Below are 24,705 nucleotides of genomic sequence, written 5' to 3' on the forward strand. Positions count from 1 at the left end.
CTGCCCGCGTTTTGCATGAGGCCCGCATGTCCGCCGATCTGCCCGTCATCCGTTTGCGTCCCAAGTCCAAACCCCAGGCGATCCGTCACGGTTTCCCCTGGGTCTTTGCCGACGAGGCGGTGGTGGACCGCCGCACCCGCGCGATTTCGCCCGGCAGCTTTGCGCTGCTCGAAGATGCCGAGCGCCGGCCGATGGGCGTCGTCACGGTCAACCCGAATTCCAAGATCATCGCGCGGATGATGGACCCCGACCCGGCGGCGGTGATCGACCGCGACTGGATCGCCGCCCGGCTGGCCCGCGCGCTGGCCCTGCGCGAGCGGCTGTTCGACGCGCCCTTCTATCGCCTGATCCATGCCGAGGCCGACGGCCTGCCCGGCACCGTCATCGACCGTTTCGGCGATGCCGCCGTGATCCAGCCGAACGCCGCCTGGGCCGAGCGCATGGTCCCCGAGATCGCCGAGGCGCTGCGCGCCGTCGCTGGCGTCTCGACCGTCATCCTGAACGGGCAGGGCCGGGCACGGGGTCTTGAGGGGCTGGACGAGCGGATGGAGGTGCTGTCCGGCGGCGTCGAGGGCCCGGTCCCGGTGCCGATGAACGGCGCCACCTATCTGGCCGATCTGCTGGGCGGGCAGAAAACCGGCCTGTTCTATGACCAGCGCCCGAACCATGCCTTTGCCCAGCGGCTGGCGCGGGGCGCGCGGGTGCTGGACGTGTTCTCGCATGTCGGCGGCTTCGGCCTGGCCGCGCTGGCGGGCGGGGCGGCGCAGGCCACCTGCGTGGACGGCTCGGCCCCGGCGCTGGCCCTGGCGCAGGGCGGGGCGCGCGCGATGGGGGCCGAGGATCGGCTCGCGACGCGCCAGGGTGACGCCTTTGCCCAGATGGAGGCGCTGGCCGACGAGGGCGCGCAGTTCGACCTGGTGATCTGCGATCCGCCCGCCTTTGCCCCCGCCAAGCCCGCACTCGAGGCGGGCTTGCGCGCCTATGAACGGGTCGCCCGGCTGGCCGCGCCCCTGGTCGCGCCCGGCGGCTATCTGGTCCTGTGTTCGTGCAGCCACGCCGCCGACCTGACCGCATTCCGCAATGCCAGCGCGCGCGGTATCGGCCGGGGCGGGCGGCGGATGCAGCTTTTGCACACCGGCCAGGCCGGCCCCGACCATCCGACCCTGCCGCAACTGGCGGAAACCGGCTATCTCAAGGCCCTGTTCTTTCGGCTGGACGGATGAGGGCGGTGCTGGACGCCTGCGTCCTTTACCCCACCATCCTGCGCGAGATCCTGGGCGATTGCGCCGCCGCCGGACTGTTCCGGCCCGTCTGGTCGCAGCGTATCCTGGACGAATGGCGCCTGGCCGCCGACCGCAACGGCCTGCCGGCGGGGCCGGAAATCGCGCTGCTGTGCGACCGCTTTCCCGATGCCATGACCACGCCCGCCGGCGGCGCGGACGGCATGGACCTGCCCGACCCGGCCGACCGCCATGTGCTTGAAACCGCGCTGGCCGCCGGGGCGGACCGGATCGTCACCGCGAATCTGCGCGACTTTCCGCGCCCGCGCTGGCGCCTCTGGGCCTGCACGCCGACCCACCCCGACGAGATTCCGCGCGACCTGTTCCTGCGGCATCCCGGCCCCGTTCTGGCCGCCGTCGAGGCAACCGAGGCACGCGCCCGTCATGCGGGTGCCGCAATTGCGCGCAAGGAATTGATGCGCCGCGCCCGCCTGCCCAGGCTGGCCAAGGCCATCGCGCGTTCGGACTTGGAGAAAGGCCAGGGTTGATGTTATCGCTAACAGAGGCTAACCCCACGTGGGCCGACCCCCAACCTGTCGGCGAGGAGGGCTTGATGGTATCGCGCATCATACCTGTCGAGGATTTCGACCTGGTGATCTTTGGCGCCACGGGCGACCTGGCCCGGCGCAAGATCCTGCCGGGGCTTTACCGGCGCTATGTCGCGGGCCAGATCCCGGGCTCGGCCCGGATCATCGGCGCGGCCCGCACCCGCCAGGACGACGCCGCCTTTCGCGCCGAGGCGCGGACCGCGATCGCCGAATTCGCCGGCGTGGGCGAGGATCTGTCCCAGCTTGACGATTTCCTTAACCACCTGGGCTATGTGCCCATCGATGCCCGCGGCACCGACGGGTGGGAGGATCTGCGGTCCCGCATCCGGCCGGGCGTGGTCCATGCGTTCTATTTCTCGGTCGCGCCGGCGCTGTTCGGCGACATCGCCCAGCGGCTGGCCGATCACGGCATCGCCGATGCCGACAGCCGCATCGTGGTCGAAAAGCCATTCGGCCGCGACCTTGCCACCGCGCGCGAACTGAATGCGGTGCTGGCGCGGCATTTCGGCGAAAGCCAGATCTATCGCATCGACCATTACCTGGGCAAGGAAACCGTCCAGAACCTGATGGCCGTGCGTTTCGCCAACATGCTGTTCGAGCCGCTGTGGAACGCGCAATACGTCGATCACGTCCAGATCACCGTGGCCGAGACGGTGGGCGTGGGCGGGCGCGGCGAATATTACGACCATTCGGGCGCGATCCGGGACATGGTGCAGAACCACATCATGCAGCTTTTGTGCCTGATCGCGATGGAGCCGCCCTATCATTTCGACCCGGACGCGGTGCGCGACGAAAAGCTCAAGGTGATCCGCGCGCTGGAACCCCTGCACCCGGCCGAGATCGTGCGCGGCCAGTATCAGGCCGATGGCGACGAACCGGGTTATCTGCAGGACGTCGGCAACCCCGACTCGCGCACCGAAAGCTATGTCGCGCTCAAGGCGCATATCGCGAACTGGCGCTGGTCGGGCACGCCCTTCTACCTGCGCACCGGCAAGAAGCTGCGGGCGCGGACCAGCGAGATCGTCGTGACCTTCAAGGCCCCGCCGCATTCCATCTTCGACGAGGTGGACGGCCCGCGCTCGAACCAGCTCGTCATCAAGCTGCAACCGAACGAAGGCATGGACCTGACGGTGATGATCAAGGAACCGGGCCCCGGCGGCATGCGGCTGGTTCAGGTGCCCCTGGACATGAGCTTTGCCGACGCGCTGGGCGCGAACGGCAAGGACATGCCCGACGCCTATGAACGGCTGATCATGGACGTGATCCGGGGCAACCAGACGCTCTTCATGCGCGGCGACGAGGTCGAGGCGGCCTGGGCCTGGACCGATCCCATCATTTCGGAATGGGAGGCTGGATCGAAACGCCCCGAGCCCTATGATGCGGGTTCAAGCGGTCCCGAGGAAGCCCTGCGGCTTCTGCACCGCGACAACCGCCGCTGGAGGGAGATCAGGCCATGACCCTGGAATTCGTCGAATACCCCGACCGCGAGATGCTGGCCCTGTCGCTGGCCAACAAGATCGCGGGCCAACTGGCCCAGCACCTGCGCGTGAACGACCGCGCCAGCCTCTGCGTGCCCGGCGGCACCACGCCCGCCCCGGTCTATGACACGCTGGCAGGGACCGGGCTGCTGGACTGGTCGCGGGTGACGGTGTTCCTGAACGACGAACGCTGGGTCGATGGCAGCCACAACCGCTCGAACGGGCGGCTCCTGCGGCGTCACCTGATGACCGGCAAGGCGGCGGATGCGCGCTATATCGACCTCTACAGCGGCGACGCCGAACCCGAGGCGGCGGCCGAGCGGCTGGATGCGCTGATCGCGCCGGAACTGCCGATCACGGTCCTGCTGCTGGGCATGGGCACGGACATGCACACGGCAAGCCTGTTTCCCGGCGCGCCCGAAACCGCGCTGGCGCTGGCCCCGGACGCGCCGCGGGTGATGGCCGTCCGCTCGGTTCGGGACGAGCCGCGCATCACCCTGACCCCGGCCGCCCTGCAAAAGGCCATCAACACCCATCTGATGATCACCGGCCCCGAAAAGCGCGCCGCGCTGGAACGCGCGCAGGGGCTCGACCCCCGGGACGCGCCGATCCGGGCCTTCCTGGGCGATATCACCGTGCATTGGGCTGAATGATGACAAGCGACATCTGGAACCGACTGAAGGACCATCGCCGGGCTCAGGCCGACCTGCGCATCTCGGCCCTGTTCGCCGCCGACCCCGACCGGGCGACGCGCTTTTCGACGGAAGCTGACGGCCTAACGCTCGACTGGTCCAAGACCCTGATCGACGAGACCGCGCGCGACTTGCTCCTGGAACTGGCCCAGCAGGTGCCCGCCCGCCGCGACGCCATGTTCCGGGGCGAGCGCATCAACCAGACCGAGGACCGCGCCGTCCTGCACACGGCGCTGCGCAACCTGCAGGGCTCGGTCGTGGTGGACGGGCGCGACGTGATGCCCGACGTGCGCGAGACGCATGAGCGGATGCGCGCTTCGCCGCCCGCGTGCGCGACGGGCGCTTTTCGGGGCAGGGCGGGCGGTTCACCGACGTGGTCAACATCGGCATCGGCGGATCGGACCTCGGGCCGGCGATGGCGACGCGCGCGCTCGCGCCCTGGCACGACGGGCCGCGCGTGCATTTCGTGTCGAACGTGGACGGCGCCGACATCGCCGACACGCTGAAGGGGCTTGATCCCGAAACCACGCTGGTGATCGTCGCCTCCAAGACCTTCACCACCATCGAGACGATGACCAATGCCGAAACCGCGCGGGCCTGGATGGGGAAATCCGTCACCACGCCGGCCGCGCAATTCGCCGCCCTGTCCTCGGCCCAGGGCCGCATTGCGCAAGGCCCTGGAGGGAGAGGTCCGCTTCGACGCCTTCACGCGCGGGCGCTATTCGAGTGGGGGCCGATCGGCCTGTCGCTGATGATCGCCATCGGCCCGGACGATTTCGACCGCTTCCTGGCCGGCGGCCTGGCGATGGACAACCATTTCTGCCAGGCGCCGCCCGAGGCGAACCTGCCGGTGATCCTGGCCCTGGTCGGGATCTGGCACCACCAGGTCTGCGGCTACGGCACCCGTGCGGTCCTGCCCTATGACAACCGCCTGGCGCGGCTGCCGGCCTATCTGCAGCAGCTGGAAATGGAATCGAACGGCAAGGGCGTCGCCATGGACGGCAGCGCCCTGACCGTCCCCTCGGGCCCCGTGGTCTGGGGCGAGCCGGGCACCAACGGTCAGCACGCCTTCTACCAGCTGATCCACCAGGGCACGGCGGTCGTGCCCTGCGAATTCATGGTCGCCGCGCGCGGCCATGAACCTGATCTCGACCACCACCACCTGCTGCTGGTGGCGAACTGCCTGGCGCAGTCCGAGGCGCTGATGCAGGGCCGTCCGCTGGAAAAGGCGCTGGACCTGATGCGCGCCAAGGGCCTCGAGGGCGACGAACTCGAGCGTCAGGCCCGCCACCGGGTGTTCCCCGGCAACCGCCCCTCGACCACCCTCGTCTATCCCGACCTGTCGCCCTACACGCTGGGCCAGATCGTCGCGCTCTACGAACATCGCGTGTTCGTCGAGGGCGCGATCCTGGGGATCAACAGCTTCGACCAATGGGGCGTCGAACTGGGCAAGGAACTCGCGCTTCAGGTCGCCCCCCTGCTCGACGGCGAGGCCGCCCCGGGCCACGATCCCTCGACTGAACGCCTGGCCCGGCTGATCCGCGAGTTGCGCGACTGATCCCGTCCCTTGGCCGCGCCCCGAGGGTGGCGCGGCCGCGATTTGGGTATTTGAACAACAAGGAAGACCTGCCCGTGGCGCGCGGGCTTTCCCCGTTCCGGCGTCAAGGGCGGCGGGAAACGTCCTGCCCCGTTTCCTTGTTGTTCAAATATCCATTCCTGCCCTTGCCGCCCGTCCGAAGGGCGAAAGTTTTTCTTTGTCGTTGCAAGGGGCTGCTTCCTGTCCCACCCTCCGCCGCAGCAACTGGAGGAGTTCGCGATGAGCAATGAATGGGGCTTTGACACGACGGCAATCCATGCCGGCGCGGCGCCCGATCCCGCGACCGGGGCGCGGCAGGTGCCGATCTATCAGACCACGGCCTATGTCTTCAAGGATGCGGCCCATGCCGCACGACTGTTTGCCCTGCAGGAGGTCGGCTACATCTATTCGCGGCTGACCAATCCCACGGTGGCCGCGCTGCAGTCGCGCATCGCCGCGATGGAGGGGGGCGCGGGCGCCATCTGCTGTTCCTCGGGCCATGCCGCACAGATCCTGGCGCTGTTCCCGCTGATGGGGCCGGGGCGCAACATCGTCGCCTCGACCCGGCTTTACGGCGGCACCGTCACCCAGTTCGCCCAGACCATCCGCCGCTTCGGCTGGAGCGCGCTCTTTGTCGATTTCGACGATCTCGACGCGCTGCGCGCCGCCGTGGACGGGGACACCCGCGCGATCTTTTGCGAATCGATCAGCAATCCGGGCGGCTATGTCACCGACATCCCGGCGGTGGCGCGGCTTGCGGAGGATCTCGGCCTGCCGCTGATCGTGGACAACACCCTGGCCACGCCCTGGCTTTGCAGGCCGATCGAGATGGGCGCCACCCTGGTCGTGCACAGCCTGACCAAGTACATGACCGGCAACGGCACGGTGACCGGCGGCGTGGTGGTCGACAGCGGGCGCTTCGACTGGTCGGCCAGCGACCGCTTCCCCAGCCTCTCGCAGCCCGAGCCCGCCTATCACGGGCTGACGTTCCATCAGGCCTTCGGCACCCTCGCCTTCACCTTTCACGGCATCGCCATCGGGCTGCGCGACCTCGGCATGACGCTGAACCCGCAGGCCGCCCATTACACGCTGATGGGGATCGAGACGCTGGGCTTGCGCATGGCCCGCCACGTCGAGAACGCCCGCGCGGTCGCCGAATGGCTGGAGCGCGACCCGCGCGTCGCCTCGGTCAGCTATGCGGGGCTGGAGTCCTCGCCCTGGCACGCCACCGCGCAGCGGGTCTGCCCGAAAGGGGCGGGGGCGCTCTTCACCTTTCGCATCAAGGGTGGATACGACGCGGCGGTCCGGTTGGTCGATGCCCTGAAGCTGTTCAGCCATGTGGCGAACCTGGGGGATGCGCGCTCGCTGGTGATCCATTCCGCCTCGACCACGCACAGCCAGCTGACGGACGACCAGAAGACCGCGGCCGGGGCAGGGCCCGACGTGGTGCGCCTGTCGGTCGGGATCGAGGACGCCGCCGACCTGATCGCCGATCTGGACCAGGCGCTGGCCGCCGCGACCGGCTGAGGGCCGCGGCGGCGCGGGCGGTCAGTTCGCCGGGGCCTCGGGCGCCTCGCCGTCGGCGGCAGGCGCATCGGGGGCAGGCGCGTCGCCGGGCAGCAGGTCATAGACCGCGCTGACCTGGGCGGTCACCGACAGCTCGCCCGCCTCGATGGGGGTGGCGTCCGCGGCCTTGGCCTCGGCCCGCATCAGCATCGGCCGCGGCCCCTCGGCGACCGGCGCATCCGACAGCGCGCGCAGCGCGCCGAGCCGCATCCCGGCCGCCTCGGCCATCTGCCGGCGCGGCGGCGGGCCTCGGCGATGGCGCGGGCACGGGCCTCGTCGCGGGCGGCCTCCATGTCCTCGCGGGCAAAGCCGATGCCGTTGATCTCGTTTGCGCCGGTCTCGACCAGCTTGTCCAGCACCGGGCCCAGCCGGGCCAGGTCGCGGACCCGGACCGTGACCATGTTCTGCGCGGTATAGCCCGACAGCTTCGGCGGCTGGCCCTCGGCAAAGACCATGCGCGGCGACAGGTTCAGCCCCGAGGTCTGGATGTCGCGCGCCTCGATCCCCTCGGCCTTCAGCGCGTCGATGACGGCCTGCTGGCGGGTGGCGTTCTGGGCCATCGCCTCCTGCGCGGTGGCGGCCTCGGTGCTGACGCCCAGCGAGATCGTGGCCATGTCGGGCTGGGTGGCGGACTGGCCCTCTCCGGTGACGCTCAGGCGGGCGGCGTGGGGCTTGGGATGGCCCGGCATGGCGTGATGGGCGCCCGGCGCGGGCGGCGCCCGGCGCGGGCATCTGCGCCAGGGCGGGCCCCGAGGCCAGCGCAAGAAGCGAGGCGGCGGCGATCAGGGGGCGGATAGCAGGCATGTCTGTCCCTCCTTGGGTGCGGCGGGCAAAGCCGCGTCGCACCTTGTTGCAGTAAGGCCGATATAACGTCGATTTTGCGCTCCTGCTCCCTCACATTCCGGTGTTTGGCTTTTCACGCGGCGCGTTCTGCGATAGTCCGGAAGCATCATTGGGAATGTGCGCCACGGCGCCCGGAACTGTAAGGCAAAGCCTGCTGATGTCGCTTGATTCCGCTACCGAATATGCCCTCTCCTTCAGCGGGGATGCGGTCCACCTGCAGCATCGCGAACGCATGCCTGCGGTTGCGGGCCACCGGCGGCCGTGGCGTCACCTGGGTTCGGTCGAATTCGACGACCCGCAGTTTCGCGACAGCCTGACGCAGCTGCGCCGGATGGCCAGCGGGCAGGATGGCGATGCCGCCCTGCCGGTGACGCTGGTCATTCCCGACGACCAGATCCTGTACACCGGCCTGACGGTGGGCCCGGCGGCCGACCGGGAAAGCGCGGTCGGCCGGGCGCTGGACGGGCTGACCCCCTATCCCATCGCCGATCTCGCCTTCGACTGGGACGGCGACGGGGAGGCGGTGCAGGTGGCCGCCGTGGCGCGCCAGACCCTGCGCGAGGCGCGCGATTTCGCCGCGCAATACGGATTCGAGGGCACGGCCTATTGCGCGGACCCGCAGGACGGCGGCTTCCCGGGCGAACCGGTCTTCGTGCTGGACCCGCCCGAGGCCCGCCGTCCGGCCTTTGCCGCGCCCAGGGCCGGGGACGAACCGCCCGAGGCACCGGCCGTGGAAACCTCCGACGCGGAAACCCCCGTCGCCGAGACACGCGAAGACGAGACCCCCAAAGGCGAAACCCCCGACACCGACGCGCTCGACGACGAAACGCCCACCATCGCCGCATCGGGTCGAGGGCTTTCCGCCGCGCAGCTGGAACTGCCCGCCGAGATGCCGGCCGAGGAGCCCGAGCCCGAGCCCACGTCCGAACCCGAACCCCAGCCCGAGGACGTTCCCGAGCCGAAGCCCGAGCCCGAGGACGCGCCCAGGCCCGAGCCCCAGCCCGTCGAGGCGCCGGCGACCGATACCCCCGGAAAGCCCGCCGAACCGGCCGAGGCTCCGGCCGAATCCGACCCGGTTCCCGTGGCCGATCCGCCCGCGCCCGAACAGGCCGAGGCGCCCGCATCCCAATCCGCGCGGGTGCTGCCCGTGGTGCGCCACGCGCCGCGCAGCGCGACCGCCGCCGCCCCGGCGGCCCCCCGGCCCGAGCCGACCGAGCCGCGCGCCCGCGCCGTCCATGACCGCGCCGCCTCGGCGCGTCAGGTGCGGCTGGGAAGCCCGGTGGCCGGCCGCGAGCAGCCCCCGGCCGGCCCCCGGCCCGCACCCCAGGCCGCGCTCGTCCAGACCCCGCGCCCCGATCCCGTCGCCGCCGCCGCGCCCCGCCCCGAGGCCGGCCGCCGCGGCAGTCTGGCCGGGCTTGTGGCGATGCTGGCCGCGCTGGTCCTGGGCCTGCTGCTGATCTGGAGCTTTGCCGTCCCCGGCGACGGCCCCGCCCAGGTGGTGGCCAGCGAGGAGGAGCCCGCGCCCTCGGAAACCCCGGCGACGATTCCGGCGACGCCCGCGCCGGCGCCGGCGCCGGCCGCCGATCCGGCGCCCGCTGCGACGACCCCGGCGCCCGCCCAACCCGCGCCCGCCCCATCCGCTCCGGCCGAGGCGGCGGCCGAGGATGAGCCCGAGGACGCCGGCGCCCCCGCCCAGCTGCGCGCCGATCCGGCGGCCGAGATGGCGGCGCAGGAACCCGCCCCGGTCTCGGCGCTGACGCAGGATGAACAGCGCCGCGTGCTGATCGCCGCCGCAGCCGTCGCGGCGGCCGTGGTCCCGCCCGAAAGCCCGCGTGTCCAGCCCGCCCAACCCGCGTCCCAGCCTGCCGCCCAGCCGGCCCAGGCGGCGGCCGGCGCGGCGCTGGCCGAGACCGCACCGACCCCCGAGCGTCCCCGCGCGGCACCCGCCGCCACCGCGACCCCGGCCCGGCCCGCGCCGCAACCGGCGGCGCAGCCCGCCCCATCGCGGGCGTCTGCGCCAGCCCCGGCGACGGCTGCGAACCCGGTTGCGACCCCCGCTGCCACTCCGGCCGCGCGTCCGGCGCAGCCCGGCCTCGGCGCGCTGACCAGTTCGGCCCGGCCGCAGCTGTCCCCGCGCCGCAGCACGCCGCGCGCGACGACACCCCGCGTCGATACTCCGCCCGCCGTGCCGGCCAATCCCGTGCCCTTCGCGCAACGCGACCAGGCCGCGCGCCCGACCGCCAGCGCCCGGCCGCCCAGCCGTCCGCAACGGGCCGCGCCCGCCGCGACCCAGGCCGCCGCCCCGGCCCCCGTGCCGGCTTCGGCGATCCGGGCGAACCGCCCGCCGCCGCGGCCCGAAGGCTCGGCCCCCGACCTGATCCTGGACGAAGCCGCCGGGCTCGACCCGGCCGATCTGGACCAGATGGACGCGCTGGCCCGCGACATGCGCCGGCAGGGGCTGATCCCCGTGCCGCAGCGCGCCGCGCGCGACGCCCATCCCCCCGCCGGGTCCCGCCTGGCCGAGGCGCGGCCCCTGCGCAAGCCCGCCGGCCGGGGCGGGCGCAGCGTCAGCGACGCGGTCGCCCTCGGGGTCGATGCGGCGCTGCGCTCGGCCACGACGCAGCCGCCGCCAGACCGGCCCGACACAGCGAAGACGGCCACGACGCCCGCCCGGACCTCGGGCGGGCTTTTGCATGGCTCGCTGCGCCCGGTGGCAAGGCCCGGCCGGGACGGCGCCGCCCGCTCGGCCGGGCAGGCCGCCGAGAAGCCAGCCGGCAAGCCCAGCGAAAGCGCCATCGAAAGCGCCATTGCCGCCGCCGTCGATGCCTCGCCGGCGACCCCGGGCGGCGTCGGCCTGGCGGCGCTGGCCTCCTCGCCGCTGCCGCCGCGCCGCGCGACGCCGCTGGCCCCGTCGGCCGCTGCTGCTGCCGCCGCCGCGCCGGAAGCCGCGGCGCCCGCCGCCGCCGCCGCTGCGGCCGCGACGCCTGTGGCACCGCCCCGGCCGCCGCCGCCGCGCCGGGGCCGACGGAATCCGAAATCGCCGCCCGCCGCGCGCTCGACGAACAGCTTCAGGCCCAGGCCGAGGCGCGCATCCGCGCCCGCGCCGCCGCCGACGCCGCCGCCGAGGCCCAGGCCCGCGCCCAGGCCGAGGCCCGCGCCCGCGCCCAGGCCGAGGCCGAGGAGCGCGCCGCCCGCGCCCGCCGCCAGGACTTCAAGCCGCCCGAGATCGACAACGAACCCGAGATCGCCGCCAACATGGCGCGCGGCGGCACCACCGCGGCCAGCGTCGCCCGCGCCGCCACCCAGTCGCGCGGCATCGACATGGGCCGCACCACGATCATCGGCATCATCGGCGCGGGCCAGGCCAGCCGCGCGCTGATCCGGCTGCGCAACGGCAAGGTCGTCACCGTCCGGCTGGGCGACCGCATCGACGGCGGCACGATCAATTCGATCGGCAATGGCCGGCTGACCTATGTGAAATCGGGCCAGACCCGCGAATTGCGCATGCTGGACGGGAGATAGATGGAATCCTTCCTGCTGCTCGCCACGGTCTATCTGATGACCATGGTCGTCGCCGTGCCGCTGTCCGCGCGGCTGGGGCTTGGGTCGGTTCTGGGCTATCTCATCTCGGGCATCCTGATCGGCCCGGTCCTGGGCCTGGCGGGCTCCGAGGGCGAGATGGCCGACCTGCAGATTCGGCGAATTCAGGCGCGGTGATGATGCTGTTCCTGATCGGGCTCGAGTTGAGCGGCGCGCGCTCTGGCAGATGCGCCAGCGGCTGGTCGGGCTGGCGGGAATGCAGATCCTGGGCACCGTCGCCCTGCTGGCGCTGGTGGCGCTGGCGCTGCGGCAAAGCTGGCAGGTGGCGCTGACGCTCGGCATGATCCTGTCGCTCAGCTCGACCGCCATCGTGCTCCAGACCCTGTCCGAGAAATCGCTGATGCAGACGGCCGGCGGGCGCAGCGCCTTCGCCGTGCTGCTGACCCAGGACATCGCCGTGATCCCGATGATCGCGCTGATGCCGCTGCTGGCGCCCCGCGCCATGGCCCTGGCCGAGGAGGACCACGGCGGCGCCGCCTTCATGCACAGCCTGCCGGGCTGGGCGGCGGCGCTGGTGACGCTGGGGGCGGTGGCGGGCGTCATCCTGATCGGCCAGTACCTGATCCGCCCGGCCTTCCGCTATGTCTATTCCGCGCGGCTGAACGAACTCGACACCGCGCTTGCGCTCCTGATCGTGGTGGGCATCGCCTCGCTGATGGAGATCGTGGGCCTCTCTCCCGCGCTCGGCACCTTCCTCGCCGGGGTGATGCTCGCGGGCTCCGAGTTCCGCCACGAACTCGAAGGCCAGATCGCCCCGTTCAAGGGGCTGCTCCTGGGCCTGTTCTTCATCACCGTGGGCGCGGGCATGGACTTCGGCCTGCTGTTCCAGATGCCGGCCCTGGTGCTGGGCGTCACCGTTGTCGTCATCGCGATCAAGGCGCTGGTCCTGCACGGGGTTGCCCGCGTCACCGGGCTCAAGGGCCGCGACCGCACGCTTTTCACCCTGTCCTTGGCGCAGGCGGGCGAATTCGGCTTCGTCCTCATCTCCTATGCCGTGTCGCTGGCGGTGCTGCCCCGGCCCCTGGCGCAGGGGATGCTGCTGGTCATCGCGCTCTCGATGCTGGCGACGCCCCTTCTGTTCATCCTGTCGGACTTCATCTCGCGCCGCCTGGCCGAGGAACGCGCCGACCTGCCCCCGGACGACATCCCCGAACAGCAGCCCGTCATCATCGCGGGCGTCGGCCGCTTCGGCCAGGTGGTGAACCGCCTCGTCACCATGTCGGGCTTCCGCACCACCGTGCTCGACCACGACCTCGAGGTCATCCAGCTCATGCGCCGCTTCGGCTTCAAGGGCTATTTCGGCGACCCGACCCGCTCCGAGATCCTGACCGCCGCCGGCCTCAACAAGGCCCGCATCCTGGGCGCGGCGCTGGACGATCGCAGGCCAACCTGCGCCTGATCCGCTATGCCAAGGAAAAGCGCCCCGACATCGTGGTGATCGCCCGCGCCCGCGACCGGGTGAACGTGTTCCAGCTTTACGACGCCAAGGCCGACCATATCGTGCGCGAAACCTTCGACAGCTCGCTGCGCGCCGGCCGCTATGTTCTGGAACACGTGGGCCTGTCGGAATACGAGGCATCCGAGCTGGAGCGCATCTTCTATCGCATGGACCGCGCCAGCCTGCGCGAACTGGCCGAGGTCTGGAAGCCGGGCGTGCCGCTGCAGGACAATCCCGACTACATCCGTCTCAGCCGCGAAATGAACCGCCAGCTGGAACAGGCGCTGGCCCAGCGCTTCGCCCAGGGGCCCGCCGCCGGCCCGGTCACGACGGACACCGACGACGAGGCCCCCGAACACGGCCTGCCGCCGGTCGCGCCCCGGCCCCCGGCCCGCGCCGCCGGCCGCTAGGACGCTTGCCCCGCGCGCGCCAAGAGCCTAGAACGACCCGCGAAATGCCAGGGGAAACGCCATGCTCGACCATCTGACCTATACCGCGCCGGAACCCAAGGTGATCGCCGGGGCCAAGGGCGACTGGGAACTGGTGATCGGGCTCGAGGTCCACGCCCAGGTCGCCTCGAACGCCAAGCTCTTTTCCGGCGCCTCGACCGGCTTCGGGGCGGAACCGAACAGCCACGTGGCCTTCGTCGATGCCGCCATGCCCGGCATGCTGCCCGTCATCAACGAATTCTGCGTGGCCCAGGCGGTCAAGACCGGGCTCGGCCTCAAGGCCGCGATCAACCTGCGCTCGGCCTTCGACCGCAAGAACTATTTCTATCCCGACCTGCCGCAGGGCTACCAGATCAGCCAGCTTTATCACCCCATCGTGGGCGAGGGCGAGGTGATCGTGGACATGGGCCCCGGCGTCGCCCGCCGCGTGCGCATCGAACGCATCCACCTGGAACAGGACGCGGGCAAGTCGATCCACGACATGGACCCGAACATGTCCTTCGTCGACCTGAACCGCACCGGCGTCGCGCTGATGGAGATCGTCTCGCGCCCCGACATCCGCGGCCCCGAGGAGGCGGCGGCCTATGTCGCGAAACTGCGCCAGATCATGCGCTATCTGGGCACCTGCGACGGCAACATGCAGAACGGCAACCTGCGCGCCGACGTGAACGTCTCGGTCTGCAAGCCGGGCGATTACGAACGCTATCAGGAAACCCAGGACTTCAGCCACCTGGGCACCCGCTGCGAGATCAAGAACATGAACTCGCTGCGCTTCATCCAGGCCGCCATCGAATACGAGGCGCGCCGCCAGATCGCCATTCTGGAAGACGGCGGCACGGTGGTGCAGGAAACCCGCCTCTACGATCCCGACAAGGGCGAGACGCGCTCGATGCGGTCCAAGGAGGAAGCCCACGACTACCGTTATTTCCCCGACCCCGACCTGCTGCCGCTCGACATCGAACAGGCCTGGGTGGACGGCATCAAGGCCGCCATGCCCGAACTGCCGGATGAAAAGAAGGCCCGTTTCGTGCGTGATCTGGGCCTGTCGGAATACGACGCGGGCGTGCTGACCGCCGAGGTCGAGAAGCGCCGACTATTTCGAGGCAGTCGCGCAGGGCCGCGACGGCAAGATGGCCGCGAACTGGGTCATCAACGAACTGTTCGGCCGCCTGAACAAGGAGGGCCTCAGCGTCGAGACCTCGCCCGTTTCCGCCGCCCAGCTTGGCGGCGTGATCGACCTGATCGGCTCGGGCGCGATTTCCGGCAAGATCGCCAAGGAACTGTTCGAGATCCTCTGGACCGAGGGCGGCGACCCCGCCGCCATCGTCGAGGAACGCGGCATGAAACAGGTCACCGACCTGGGCGCCATCGAAAAGGCGGTGGACGACATCATCGCCGCGAACCCCGCGCAGGTGGAAAAGGCGCGTGCCAACCCCAAGCTTGCGGGCTGGTTCGTGGGCCAGGTCCTGAAGGCCACCGGCGGCAAGGCCAATCCGGCGGCGGTGCAGGAAATGGTGGCGAAAAAGCTGGGCGCGTAACGGCGTGCCAACGGGGGGCATCATCGCCAGCCACCCCCGCCTTGAACGGGCCAGCCGCTGTCAGACCGGCTGTTTCGGGGTCGGGGTGCCCAAGGCGACCCGACCCTGGCCGCCCGGCCCTGCGCCTGCCGGGAACCGGGGCCGGGCGGCGGCGCTTCCCCCCGCGATACCGCAGCACTACAAGGATCGCCCATGACACGCTGGCGCTGGCTCATGTCGCAACTCCTGCGCAAGCTCTGGCTGCGCGCGACCTGCTTTGCGCTTCTGGGCGTGTTCTCGGCGGTGGTGGCGATCTGGGCGCAGCACCTGATCCCCTGGCAGGTTGCGGACTGGATCGGCTCGGACGCGGTGGACAGCCTTCTGAACATCATCGCCAGCTCGATGCTGGCGGTGACCACCTTCTCGCTCTCGGTAATGAACTCGGCCTATTCGGCGGCCACCACCAACGTCACTCCCCGCGCCACCCGCCTGCTGGTCGAGGACCGGCTGGCGCAGAACGTGCTGTCGACCTTCATCGGATCGTTCCTGTTCAGCATCGTCGGCATCATCGTGCTGCGCACCGGCGCCTATGGTCCGGGCGGCCGGGCGGTGCTGTTCCTGGTCACCATCGCCGTGGTGGCGGTCATCGTCATCATGCTGCTGCGCTGGATCGAACACCTGACCCGGCTGGGCCGCGTCGGCGAAACCACCCAGCGCGTCGAACAGGCGACGCACCGGGCCCTGCGCGACCGGCTGGACGATCCCTGGCTGGGCGGCGTGGCCCTGACGCCCGAACGGGCGACGGTGCCCGGCGACGCCATGACGGTGCTGGCCGGCCAGATCGGCTATCTGCAGCACATCGACATGTTCGCCCTGTCGGATTGCGCCGACAAGGCGGGGTGCGACATCCACCTGCTGCACAACCCCGGCGCCTTTCTTTACCCCGACAGCGTGCTGGCCTGGGCGCGCTGGCCACAGGGCGATGCGCAGACCTGCCAGGACTTCCGCCAGGGCGTGCGCGCGGCCTTCACCCTGGGCGACACCCGCCTTTTCGACCAGGACCCGCGCTTCGGCCTCGCCGTCCTCAGCGAGATCGGCTCGCGCGCGCTCTCGCCGCGACCAATGACCCCGGCATCGCCTCGACGCTGAGCGGCCGCGGACAAGGCCTATGATGCCGCTGGCTTCGTGGCCGATCTGCGCGGGGCCTGCGTCCGAGCCCGCACACCCCCGCGTGCACGTGCCGCCCCTGACCGATGCCGATCTTTTCGAGGACGCCTTCATGCTGATGGCCCGCGACGGCGCCGGCCTGATCGAGGTGCAGCTGCGCCTGCAGAAAAGCCTGGCCGCCCTGGCGCGGCTCGGACCGGACTCGTTCCGCGCCGCCGCGCGCGACCAGGCCGCCCTGGCGCTCGCCCGCGCCGAATCCGGGCTGACCCAGCCCCAGGACCTCGCCCGCCTGCGGGCCGAGATCGCCGCCAGCGCGGGTCCGGCGTGATCCGTCCGGCCGCGCTTTCGGTGTACGCCCTGTGTACGCGCAGTGTACGCCCGGAACAGCGAAAACCCCGGCAAATGCAGGGGTTCGGCGCCCCGCCGCCCGGCCCGGTGCAGCGCGCAACGCCCGCAGCCGTTGCGAAGCGCCCGGCTTGCGCCTAACCTGACGCCAAAGGAAAGGCCACGGTCATGAGCAGCTACGAATACATCGCCATTCCCGCCCCCGCGCGCGGGGAAAAGACCAGGGGCGCCAAGACCGGCATCGACCGTTTCGCCGCCACCCTCACCGACACGCTGAACCGCATGGCCGGCGACGGCTGGGACTATGTCCGCGCCGAAACCCTGCCGGCCGAGGAACGCTCGGGCCTGACCAGCCGCACGACGGTCTATCACAACCTGCTGATTTTCCGGCGTTCCCTGGCTGCCGCGCAGCCCATGCCGGACCCCGTCCGCGCCGCCCCCGAACCCGCGCCCGCACCCGTGCCGGAACCTGCGCCCGCGCCCGAACCCGCCGAAACAACCCCGCCGGTCCGCGCGCCTTTCAGCCAGCCCATGCGCGCCATGCCGAAACAGCAGCAGCAGGCCCGCCCAGCCGAGCCGCCCCTGACCGCGCCCGCGCCGACCACGCCGCCCGGCCCGCGCCTCGGCCCGGCAAACCGCTGATCCTTCACCGTTTTTCAAATACCCCAGGGCGCGGGGCAGCGCCCCGCAAGACGCCTACCAATGTGGTGGGCGCTGGTCGGCCAGCGGGATCGTGCCGCCCTCGGCCTCGCGCTCGGCCTCCCGCTCCATCAGCAGGCCGACGCGCCGCGACAGCCGGAGGATCTCGCGCTCCTGCCGGGCCACGACCTCGGACAGATCCTCGACCACCCGGCCCAGATGCGCCACGGCCTCCTCCAGCCGCAGGATTCGCTCGTCCTTGTCCATCCAGCCTCCATCCGCTAGACCCGCGCCTGGAAAAGCCCGAGGCAAACCATGGCGAAAGATCAAAAGAAACAGCCCCGTCCCAAGGCCGAAACGCCCAAGGGGTTCCGTGACTATTTCGGCGCGGACGTCACCGAACGCAAGCAGATGCTGGACCGCATCGCCGAGATCTATCATCGCCACGGCTTCGATCCCCTGGAAACCAGCGCGGTGGAAACCGTCGAGGCGCTCGGGAAATTCCTGCCTGACGTGGACCGCCCGAACGCCGGCGTCTTCGCCTGGCAGGAAGCCGACGTTCCGGGCGGTGGCGCCGGCGACTGGCTGGCGCTGCGCTATGACCTGACCGCGCCGCTCGCGCGCGTCGCGGCGCAGTTCCGAAACGATCTGCCCAGCCCCTATCGCCGCTATGCCATGGGCCCGGTCTGGCGCAACGAAAAGCCGGGACCGGGCCGGTTCCGCCAGTTCTATCAATGCGATGCCGACACCGTGGGCTCCGCCTCGGTCGCCGCGGATGCCGAGATCTGCGCCATGCTGGCGGCGGCGCTGGAACATGCCGGAATCGCCCGCGGCGACTACCTGATCCGCATCAACAACCGCAAGGTCCTGAACGGCATCCTGGAATCCATGGGCGTGGATCAGGGCAAGCCCGCCGACGACGTGCTGCGCACCATCGACAAGTTCGACAAGGTCGGCGAGGAGGGCGTGCGCCAGCTGCTGACCTCGGGCCGCAAGGACGACAGCGGTGCCTTTATCGAGGGCGTGGGGCTCAGCCCCGAACAGGCCGGGCCGGTCATCGCCTTCCTGACCTCAAAAGGGGCCAATAACGCGGAAACGCTGGGCAATCTGCACGCCGCCGTCGGCGCCTCGGCCGTGGGGGCCGAAGGCGTCGAGGAACTGGCCCAGATCGCCGACATGCTTGCAGCGATGGGCGTGGCCGAGGATCGGGCGATCATCGACCCCTCGATCGTGCGCGGCCTTGGCTATTATACCGGCCCGGTGTTCGAGGCCGAATTGACCTTTGAAATCCTGGACGAAAAAGGCCGCAAGCGCCAGTTCGGTTCGGTCGCCGGCGGCGGGCGTTACGATGGGCTCGTGGAACGCTTCACCGGGCAAAAGGTGCCCGCGACCGGGGTTTCCATCGGCGTCGACCGTCTGCTGGCCGCCCTGCGCGCCAAGGGGCTGATGGGCGGGACCGAGCCGGGCCCGGTCGTCGTCACCGTCATGGACCGCGACCGCATGGCCGATTATCAGGCCATGGCGGCGGAATTGCGCGCCGCCGGCATCCGGGCCGAGGTCTATCTGGGCAACCCCAAGAACTTCGGCAACCAGCTGAAATATGCCGACAAGCGTGGTTCAGAAATCGCTGTTATTCAAGGTGCGGACGAAGCTGAGCGCGGCGTGCTCCAGGTAAAGGATCTGATCCTGGGGCAGCATTGCAATGGCGATCATCCACGACGAATGGAAATCCCAGCCCGTTCAGACGAGGTGGCGCGACGCGGGCTGGCGCCAAGAGCGAGCCATGCTGGGATGACCAAGCGCGCCAAACAGGCCATCGGCCAGCAGATCCTGGCGGCCTTCCGCGGCGCCGGCGCCGTCGAGGTCGCGCCCGACATCCTGCTGCGCGGCCGAAACGCTGCTGGACCTTTACGGCGAGGATATCCGCGCCCGCGCCTATGTCACGCAGGACCCGATCCGGGGCGAGATGATGCTGCGGCCCGACTTCACCGTGCCGGTGGTGCAGATGCACATGCGGAACGGCGCCGAGCCGGCGCGCTATTGCTACCTGGGCGAGGTGTTCCGCAAGCAGGACCACGGCGACACCCGGCCCGAACATCCGCGCGACAACGAATACCTTCAGGCGGGGTTCGAGCTGTTCGCCCGCGACCCGGATGCCGACGCCGAGGTCTTCGCGCTGTTCCATTCCATCCTCAAGCCGTTGGATTTGCAGGCGACCATGGGGGACATGGACCTGCTGATGGATGCGGTCCGCGCGCTGCCCCTGTCGGGCGCGCGCCGTGCGGCGCTGCTGCATCACATCTGGCGGCCGAAGCGCTTTGCCAAGGCGCTGGCCCGGTTCGCAGCGCCCAGCGCGTCGCGCGGTTCGAGGCATCGGCCGCGCCCTGGAACGGCCTGCGCTCGCGCGAGGAAATGCAGGCCCGCATCGTCGGCTTCAGGCCGACGCCGCCGAGACGCCGCTGCCGGCCATCTGGGCCGAACGGTTGCAGCGCCTGCACCGTCGACGCCCCGGCGCCGCAGGCGCTGGCCGACTTGCGCGCGCTGGCGACGGAAATCCCCGACATCGCCGAGGCGGTGGACCGGCTGGCGCGCAACCTGGCGCTGCTGTCCGCGCGCGGCATCGACGTGGGCGCCATCCGCTTTGACGCCAGCCACGGCCGGCACACGATGGAATATTACGACGGCATGACCTTCAGCTTCGTGGCGCCGGGCCGTGCCGACTGGCCGCCGGTCGCCTCGGGCGGGCGCTATGACGCGCTGGCCGCCGTGCTGGGGCAGGCGCAGGGCCGCTCGATCCCTGCGGTGGGGGGCATCATCCGCCCCGGTCTGGTCCATGAACTCGGGGGCCTTTCATGATCCGGCTGGGGGTGCCGTCCAAGGGGCGGCTGATGGAGCAGACCTTCGACTGGTTCGCCGAACGCGGCGTGCAGTTGTCGCGCGCCGGGTCGGACCGCGAATATGCCGGCCGCGTCGAGGGGGCCGAGAATGTTGCGCTGGTGCTGTTGTCGGCGGGCGAGATCCCGCGCGAACTCAGCGCCGGGCGCATCCACCTGGGCGTCACCGGCACCGACCTGATCCGCGAGAAACTGGCCGGCTGGCGCAGCCATGTCGAGGAACTGGCGCCGATGGGCTTCGGCCATGCCGACCTGATCCTGGCCGTGCCGGCCTGCTGGGCCGACTGCGAGACGCTGGACGATTTCGCCACCATCGCCCGCGATTTCCGCGCCGAACATGGCTTTCGCCTGCGCATCGCCACCAAGTATCACCGGCTGGTGCGGGCCTGGCTTTCCGCTGAGGAGGTCGCCGATTACCAGCTGGTCGACAGCCAGGGCGCGACCGAAGGCACGGTCGCGAACCTGACCGCCGAGGCCATCGCCGACATCACCTCGTCGGGGGAAACGCTGCGCGCCAACCACCTCAAGATCATCGGGGGCGAGCCGATCCTGCGCAGCCAGGCGACGCTGCTGCGCTCGCTCGCGGCGGGGGACGAGGCCGAGGTGCGCGCCTTTGCGCTGCGGCTGGGGCTATAGGCCCTCAGCCGCCAGATGGCGCAGCCGGTCCAGCGCGCCTTGCAGGATATAGCCCGCCGCGACCTGGTCGATGACCTCGGCCCGGCGCTTGCGCCAGGTGTCGCCCTCGAGCAGGGCGCGTTCGGCGGCGACGGTGGACAGGCGTTCGTCCCAGAAGCCGATGGGCAGGGGCGTCAGTCGCTCCAGGTTGCGGGCAAAGGCGCGGGTCGATTGCGCGCGCGGCCCCTCGGACCCGTCCATGTTGCGCGGCAGGCCCAGGACGATGCCGACCAGCGCGCGATCCGCCACGATCTTCAGCAGGGCCTGGGCGTCCAGCGTGAACTTTTCGCGCCGGATCACCAGCAGCGGCGAGGCGACGCTGCGCAGCCCGTCGCTGACCGCGACGCCGATGGTCTTGGTCCCCAGGTCCAGCCCGGCGATGGCGCCGGCGCGGGGCAGGGCGGCGGCGAAATCCTCGATGGCGGCGCAGATCATTCCAGCCCCGCCTTTCCAGCCGCCTCGGCGATGACGGCCAGCGCCTCGGGCGTGGCGGCAAAGCGGGCGCGGGCCTCGGCCAGGATGTCGCGGGCGTGGTCCTGGCGTCCGATCACGACCAGCGCGCCGATCAGCCGCGCCCATTCGTCGGGCGTGCCGCCCTGGGTCGCAAGCCGGGTCTCCAGCCCCTCGACCATGCCTTCGACCATGCGGCGGCGGTCCTCGGGCGTCATGGCCTCGGCCGCCGCCATGGCCTCGGCATCGGGGCCGGGCAGGGCGGTGCCGGAAGATTCGGGCGGGGTATAGCCGGGCTGGCCCGCGAACCAGAAGATCCTGGATCGAGGTGCGGATCGGCGCGAGCCAGGGCGCATCCGCCGGCCCCTCGGCCAGAAGCGCGGCCCAGACCGGGAAGGCGCGGTCGGGCCGGCCGTTCTGGATCTGCAAAAGACCGGCCATGAAGCGGGCCTGCGGATCGCGCGGGTCCAGTTGCAGGGCGCGGGCCATCTGGGCCTCGGCCTCGGGGGTGATCAGCCCGCCCGCCGCCTCGGCCATCAGCGCGGCCAGGCGGGCGTGGTCGGCGGCGGTGGCGTCCGTGCCGCGCAGCGCCACCAGATCCTCTTGCGCCTTGCGCGCGGCGGCCAGGTTGCCCAGCCGCTCCTCGTGCAGGGACAGCAGTTCCAGGCCCCGGGGATCGTTCGGGTTCGCGGCGACGGCGGCGCGCAGCTCTTCGATCAGGCGCAGGTATTCGGCATCGGGCTGCGGGCGCTGGACCTTGGGTGCGGCGGCCTCGGCCTGCGCCTGCGTGGGCCGGGCGTCGTAGCGGGCCTGCGCCGCGGCGATGCGCGTGGCGATGGGCTCGTCGGGCCGCTGCGGCGCGCCGAGATCGCGGTAAAGCAGGAAGGCCCCGCCCAGCAACGCCAGCAGCACCGCGACGGCCAGCGGCCCGCCCGGGGCGCGGGCGCGCTCGGCCTGACGCTCCAGCGCGCGGTCGGCGGCCAGGACCTTGCGCCCGATCTCGGTGCGCAGCCGCTCGGCCTCGGCGGGCTCGATCAGCCGGCGCTCCAGGTCGCGCCCGACCTCGCGCAGCTGGTCGCGATAGACCCGCAGGTCATAGGCGGCGGCGGGCGCCTCGGTGCCGCTGCCCCGGCGCATCAGGGGCGCGGCGACCGCAATCGCCACCACCGCCGTCAGCGCGGCGCAGATGATCCAGAACATCGCATCCCCTTCGTTGCGGTTCCCGCTTCATAGCCGGTTTGCGCGGCGCGAAAAAGCCACAGACCTGCGACAAGGCGCGCGGGGACGCCGTGCGGAACATCTGCGCCGTCCCTGACGCATTCCGACAATTTTCCCGTCGCAACGCGGCTTGCCCGAAAGGCCCCGAGAATCCACTGTGCCCTCGACGAGTCGCGAGAGGTCCCCATGTCCGCATCCCCCACCAGAGGCACCGGCAAGTATTCGGTCTTTGCCATCGCGCGCGAGGCGATGCGCCTGCACACAGGCTGGAAGCGCGCCTGGGCCAGCCCCGAGCCCAAGAAGAAATACAAGGTCGTCATCGTCGGCGCCGGCGGGCATGGCCTGGCGACGGCCTATTACCTGGGCAAGAACCACGGCATCACCGATGTCGCGATCATCGAAAAGGGCTGGCTGGGCGGCGGCAACACCGGGCGGAACACGACCATCATCCGCTCGAACTACCTGCAGGACGCCTCGGCCGCGATCTTCGACAAGTCGCTGAAGCTGTACGAGGATCTGTCCCAGGACCTGAACTACAACATCATGTTCAGCCCGCGCGGCCTTCTGATGCTGGCGCAGACCGAACACGAGGTGCGCGGCTACAAGCGCACCGTCTATGCCAACCAGTTGCAGAACGTCGCGACCGAATGGGTCACGCCCGAGCGCATCAAGGACATGCTGCCCATCATCAACATCGACGGGCCGCGCTATCCGGTGCTGGGCGGGCTTTACCAGGCCCGCGGCGGCACCGCGCGCCACGACGCCGTGGCCTGGGGCTATGCCCGGGCCTGCAGCGCGATGGGCATGGACATCATCCAGACCTGCGAGGTCAAGGGCGTCGAGACCGCGAACGGCCAGGTCCGCGCGGTCAACACCACCAAGGGCCGCATCGAATGCGACAAGCTGGCCATGATCGTGGCGGGCAACTCCTCGGTCCTGGCCGAGATGGCGGGCTTTCGCCTGCCGATCGAGTCGGTCGCCCTGCAGGCCCTGGTCAGCGAACCGATCAAGCCCTGCTGCGACCTGGTCATCATGGCCAACACCGTCCACGGCTATCTGTCGCAATCCGACAAGGGCGAGATGGTGATCGGCGGGGGCACCGACGGGTTCAACAACTATTCGCAGCGCGGGTCCTGGCACCATGTCGAGGAAACCGTGCGCGCCCTGGTCGAAACCTTCCCGATGCTGTCGCGGCTGAAGATGCTGCGGCAATGGGGCGGGATCGTGGACATGACCGGCGACCGCTCGCCCATCCTGTCGACGACGCCGGTGGGCAACATCTTCGTCAACTGCGGCTGGGGCACCGGCGGGTTCAAGGCGATTCCCGGCTCGGGCTGGGCCATGGCGGAACTGGTCGCGAACGGAACGCCCGGGCCGCTCGCGGCCGAATTCGGGCTGAACCGCTTCCGCGAAGGCCGCTTCATCGACGAAAGCGTCGCGGCGGGGGTCGCGCACTGATGCAACCGGCGCGCGTCCCGTCCACCCGGCCCACGACGGGCAGGCCGTTTCCCGCCCAATTCGTGGCGGGGTGGAAAAACGTGCAATATCAATGGAACTATTCGGCGTTTCATGCTTTCCTAGGTCACGTCCCCATGACCAAGGAGTTCACTTCATGGCCGAACAGAACAAGAGCAACATGTGGCTCATCATCGGCGCCATCATCGTGGTGCTTGCCGTTATCTGGTGGTACATGTCTGCCGGCACCTCGCCCGACACGACGCCGCCTGCCGACACGGCAACGACCACCGCGCCGGCCACGACGGCTCCTGCCGGCGGCGATGCCGTCAGCGTCGAGCCCGCTGCTCCTGCAACGCCCGCGCCGACCGAACCCGCTCCGGCCACTCCGGGCGGCACTGCGCCGGCCAGCAACTAAGGGGTTCCTGCCGGCCCCCCTGGGCGCCCGCGAACCTGCTGCAACCATCCGGGGCCGGTGGGCTTTCAGCCCTTCGGCCCCCCTGCCCGTCCTTCGCGCCACCCGTGCCGCACAGGCGGCGCCCATGGCCCGCGATGCCCGTCTTGAAGGCGCCATGCTCCGTGACCTGGACGCGCTGTCCGGCCTGACCGAACGTCCGATGTTCGGGGGCCTGTGCTTTCTTCTGAACCGCCACATGCTTTGCGCGATCCGGCAGGAGGGCGCGATGGTTCGTGTCGGCCCCGCCCGACAGGCGCAGGTGCTGGCCACGACCGATGTCGCCCCGATCATCCACCGGGGCCGGCCCTCTGCAGGCTGGGTGTGGCTGGCGGGCGATTCCCTTTCCGATGACAAGACCCGCGCCCGGCTGGCTGCCCGGGCGCCTGAGACCGTGCGCGCGCTGCCGCCGAAGGAGTGA

The 24,705-nt window shown here is 70.7% G+C and carries 18 protein-coding genes and 6 pseudogenes; 20 read left to right on the plus strand and 4 right to left on the minus strand.

The features are described 5' to 3' along the window. Positions 1-26: 26 nt before the first annotated feature. The 6 genes and pseudogenes from DPM13_RS11340 to DPM13_RS11365 all read left to right on the plus strand — a co-directional run bounded on the left by DPM13_RS11340 (position 27) and on the right by DPM13_RS11365 (position 7,101). A complete protein-coding gene (locus DPM13_RS11340; RefSeq protein WP_112888043.1) occupies positions 27-1,223 on the plus strand; it encodes an RSP_2647 family RNA methyltransferase in 1,197 nt (398 codons plus the stop codon). Continuing rightward, positions 1,220-1,768, plus strand: coding sequence for an RSP_2648 family PIN domain-containing protein (locus DPM13_RS11345; protein ID WP_112888044.1), 549 nt, complete (start codon positions 1,220-1,222; stop codon positions 1,766-1,768). Before DPM13_RS11340 ends, DPM13_RS11345 begins: the two co-directional genes overlap by 4 nt. Before the next feature lie 65 nt (positions 1,769-1,833). Further along, on the plus strand, positions 1,834-3,285 hold the full coding sequence (gene zwf, locus DPM13_RS11350; RefSeq protein ID WP_112888045.1) for a glucose-6-phosphate dehydrogenase: 1,452 nt from the start codon (positions 1,834-1,836) through the stop codon (positions 3,283-3,285). Continuing rightward, a complete protein-coding gene (gene pgl / locus DPM13_RS11355; protein ID WP_036762908.1) occupies positions 3,282-3,959 on the plus strand; it encodes a 6-phosphogluconolactonase in 678 nt (225 codons plus the stop codon). Before zwf ends, pgl begins: the two co-directional genes overlap by 4 nt. Then, positions 3,959-5,556, plus strand: a pseudogene (pgi, locus tag DPM13_RS11360) (glucose-6-phosphate isomerase). Before pgl ends, pgi begins: the two are co-directional and overlap by 1 nt. Before the next feature lie 258 nt (positions 5,557-5,814). After that, positions 5,815-7,101 (plus strand): O-acetylhomoserine aminocarboxypropyltransferase/cysteine synthase family protein, encoded by a 1,287-nt coding sequence (locus DPM13_RS11365; RefSeq protein WP_112888046.1) that lies wholly within the window; start codon positions 5,815-5,817, stop codon positions 7,099-7,101. Between the two features lie 21 nt (positions 7,102-7,122). Here DPM13_RS11365 and DPM13_RS11370 read toward each other — a convergent pair. Continuing rightward, positions 7,123-7,829, minus strand: a pseudogene (locus DPM13_RS11370) (SIMPL domain-containing protein). A gap of 311 nt (positions 7,830-8,140) precedes the next feature. Here DPM13_RS11370 and DPM13_RS11375 point away from each other — a divergent pair. The 7 genes and pseudogenes from DPM13_RS11375 (at position 8,141) to DPM13_RS11400 (ending at position 17,141) form a co-directional block, all read left to right on the plus strand. Next, positions 8,141-11,362 carry a hypothetical protein gene (locus DPM13_RS11375; protein WP_112888047.1) on the plus strand — a complete coding sequence of 1,074 codons (3,222 nt, stop codon included), beginning with the start codon at positions 8,141-8,143 and terminating at the stop codon, positions 11,360-11,362. After that, complete coding sequence (locus DPM13_RS11380; protein ID WP_112888048.1) at positions 11,305-11,505, plus strand: hypothetical protein; 201 nt, start codon at positions 11,305-11,307, stop codon at positions 11,503-11,505. The genes DPM13_RS11375 and DPM13_RS11380 overlap by 58 nt, the downstream gene beginning before the upstream one ends. Further along, positions 11,506-13,431, plus strand: a pseudogene (locus DPM13_RS11385) (cation:proton antiporter domain-containing protein). 61 nt (positions 13,432-13,492) lie between these two features. Next, positions 13,493-15,008: pseudogene (gatB, locus tag DPM13_RS11390) on the plus strand (Asp-tRNA(Asn)/Glu-tRNA(Gln) amidotransferase subunit GatB). A gap of 192 nt (positions 15,009-15,200) precedes the next feature. Continuing rightward, a complete protein-coding gene (locus tag DPM13_RS11395) occupies positions 15,201-16,136 on the plus strand; it encodes a DUF2254 domain-containing protein (protein ID WP_223251969.1) in 936 nt (311 codons plus the stop codon). A 22-nt stretch (positions 16,137-16,158) separates the two neighbouring features. Then, on the plus strand, positions 16,159-16,482 hold the full coding sequence (locus DPM13_RS23195) for a DUF2254 domain-containing protein (RefSeq protein WP_223251970.1): 324 nt from the start codon (positions 16,159-16,161) through the stop codon (positions 16,480-16,482). A gap of 185 nt (positions 16,483-16,667) precedes the next feature. Then, positions 16,668-17,141: a DUF4177 domain-containing protein gene (locus DPM13_RS11400; protein WP_112888049.1), complete on the plus strand. Its 474-nt coding sequence runs from the start codon at positions 16,668-16,670 to the stop codon at positions 17,139-17,141. A gap of 54 nt (positions 17,142-17,195) precedes the next feature. Here the strand turns inward: DPM13_RS11400 and DPM13_RS11405 are convergent, their stop codons facing one another. Next, positions 17,196-17,405 carry a SlyX family protein gene (locus DPM13_RS11405; protein ID WP_028719964.1) on the minus strand — a complete coding sequence of 70 codons (210 nt, stop codon included), beginning with the start codon at positions 17,403-17,405 and terminating at the stop codon, positions 17,196-17,198. A gap of 48 nt (positions 17,406-17,453) precedes the next feature. On the opposite strand from DPM13_RS11405, the pseudogene hisS reads away from it, so the two are divergent. The 4 genes and pseudogenes from hisS to hisG all read left to right on the plus strand — a co-directional run bounded on the left by hisS (position 17,454) and on the right by hisG (position 20,668). Beyond that, positions 17,454-18,933: pseudogene (gene hisS, locus DPM13_RS11410) on the plus strand (histidine--tRNA ligase). Positions 18,934-19,059: 126 nt separating this feature from the next. Next, complete coding sequence (locus DPM13_RS11415) at positions 19,060-19,827, plus strand: ATP phosphoribosyltransferase regulatory subunit (RefSeq protein ID WP_397246356.1); 768 nt, start codon at positions 19,060-19,062, stop codon at positions 19,825-19,827. Then, the gene (locus tag DPM13_RS27030) at positions 19,713-19,994 is read left to right on the plus strand and encodes an ATP phosphoribosyltransferase regulatory subunit (RefSeq protein WP_397246359.1); all 282 of its coding nucleotides are present in this window, start codon (positions 19,713-19,715) and stop codon (positions 19,992-19,994) included. Before DPM13_RS11415 ends, DPM13_RS27030 begins: the two co-directional genes overlap by 115 nt. After that, positions 19,991-20,668, plus strand: a complete 678-nt coding sequence (gene hisG, locus DPM13_RS11420; protein WP_028719961.1) for an ATP phosphoribosyltransferase — start codon at positions 19,991-19,993, stop codon at positions 20,666-20,668. The genes DPM13_RS27030 and hisG overlap by 4 nt, the downstream gene beginning before the upstream one ends. Here the strand turns inward: hisG and ruvX are convergent. Next, on the minus strand, positions 20,663-21,142 hold the full coding sequence (gene ruvX / locus DPM13_RS11425) for a Holliday junction resolvase RuvX (RefSeq protein WP_112888050.1): 480 nt from the start codon (positions 21,140-21,142) through the stop codon (positions 20,663-20,665). The genes hisG and ruvX overlap by 6 nt on opposite strands. 927 nt (positions 21,143-22,069) lie before the next feature. After that, a pseudogene (gene ccmI, locus DPM13_RS23200) lies at positions 22,070-22,357 on the minus strand (c-type cytochrome biogenesis protein CcmI); the annotation flags it as partial. A gap of 204 nt (positions 22,358-22,561) precedes the next feature. Here ccmI and DPM13_RS11435 point away from each other — a divergent pair. From DPM13_RS11435 to DPM13_RS20840, 3 genes are all read left to right on the plus strand, one after another. Then, the gene (locus DPM13_RS11435) at positions 22,562-23,833 is read left to right on the plus strand and encodes a sarcosine oxidase subunit beta family protein (RefSeq protein WP_112888051.1); all 1,272 of its coding nucleotides are present in this window, start codon (positions 22,562-22,564) and stop codon (positions 23,831-23,833) included. A gap of 154 nt (positions 23,834-23,987) precedes the next feature. Further along, on the plus strand, positions 23,988-24,248 hold the full coding sequence (locus tag DPM13_RS11440; RefSeq protein ID WP_080621777.1) for a hypothetical protein: 261 nt from the start codon (positions 23,988-23,990) through the stop codon (positions 24,246-24,248). Positions 24,249-24,372: 124 nt separating this feature from the next. Next, entirely contained in the window at positions 24,373-24,705 is a 333-nt protein-coding gene (locus tag DPM13_RS20840) for a TfoX/Sxy family protein (protein ID WP_189654642.1), read from the plus strand.

The sequence above is a fragment of the Paracoccus mutanolyticus genome (genome assembly GCF_003285265.1).
GTDB lineage: Bacteria > Pseudomonadota > Alphaproteobacteria > Rhodobacterales > Rhodobacteraceae > Paracoccus > Paracoccus yeei.

Coding starts and splice junctions, on each gene's coding strand:
- DPM13_RS11340 (WP_112888043.1), top strand. CDS start 27: ATGTCCGCCGATCTGCCCGTCATCCGTTTGCGTCCCAAGTCCAAACCC.
- hisG (WP_028719961.1), top strand. CDS start 19,991: ATGATCCGGCTGGGGGTGCCGTCCAAGGGGCGGCTGATGGAGCAGACC.
- DPM13_RS11395 (WP_223251969.1), top strand. CDS start 15,201: ATGACACGCTGGCGCTGGCTCATGTCGCAACTCCTGCGCAAGCTCTGG.
- DPM13_RS20840 (WP_189654642.1), top strand. CDS start 24,373: ATGGCCCGCGATGCCCGTCTTGAAGGCGCCATGCTCCGTGACCTGGAC.
- DPM13_RS11400 (WP_112888049.1), top strand. CDS start 16,668: ATGAGCAGCTACGAATACATCGCCATTCCCGCCCCCGCGCGCGGGGAA.
- zwf (WP_112888045.1), top strand. CDS start 1,834: ATGGTATCGCGCATCATACCTGTCGAGGATTTCGACCTGGTGATCTTT.
- pgl (WP_036762908.1), top strand. CDS start 3,282: ATGACCCTGGAATTCGTCGAATACCCCGACCGCGAGATGCTGGCCCTG.
- DPM13_RS11375 (WP_112888047.1), top strand. CDS start 8,141: ATGTCGCTTGATTCCGCTACCGAATATGCCCTCTCCTTCAGCGGGGAT.
- DPM13_RS11380 (WP_112888048.1), top strand. CDS start 11,305: ATGGGCCGCACCACGATCATCGGCATCATCGGCGCGGGCCAGGCCAGC.
- DPM13_RS11405 (WP_028719964.1), bottom strand. CDS start 17,405: ATGGACAAGGACGAGCGAATCCTGCGGCTGGAGGAGGCCGTGGCGCAT.
- DPM13_RS11345 (WP_112888044.1), top strand. CDS start 1,220: ATGAGGGCGGTGCTGGACGCCTGCGTCCTTTACCCCACCATCCTGCGC.
- DPM13_RS11435 (WP_112888051.1), top strand. CDS start 22,562: ATGTCCGCATCCCCCACCAGAGGCACCGGCAAGTATTCGGTCTTTGCC.
- DPM13_RS23195 (WP_223251970.1), top strand. CDS start 16,159: ATGCCGCTGGCTTCGTGGCCGATCTGCGCGGGGCCTGCGTCCGAGCCC.
- ruvX (WP_112888050.1), bottom strand. CDS start 21,142: ATGATCTGCGCCGCCATCGAGGATTTCGCCGCCGCCCTGCCCCGCGCC.
- DPM13_RS11440 (WP_080621777.1), top strand. CDS start 23,988: ATGGCCGAACAGAACAAGAGCAACATGTGGCTCATCATCGGCGCCATC.
- DPM13_RS11365 (WP_112888046.1), top strand. CDS start 5,815: ATGAGCAATGAATGGGGCTTTGACACGACGGCAATCCATGCCGGCGCG.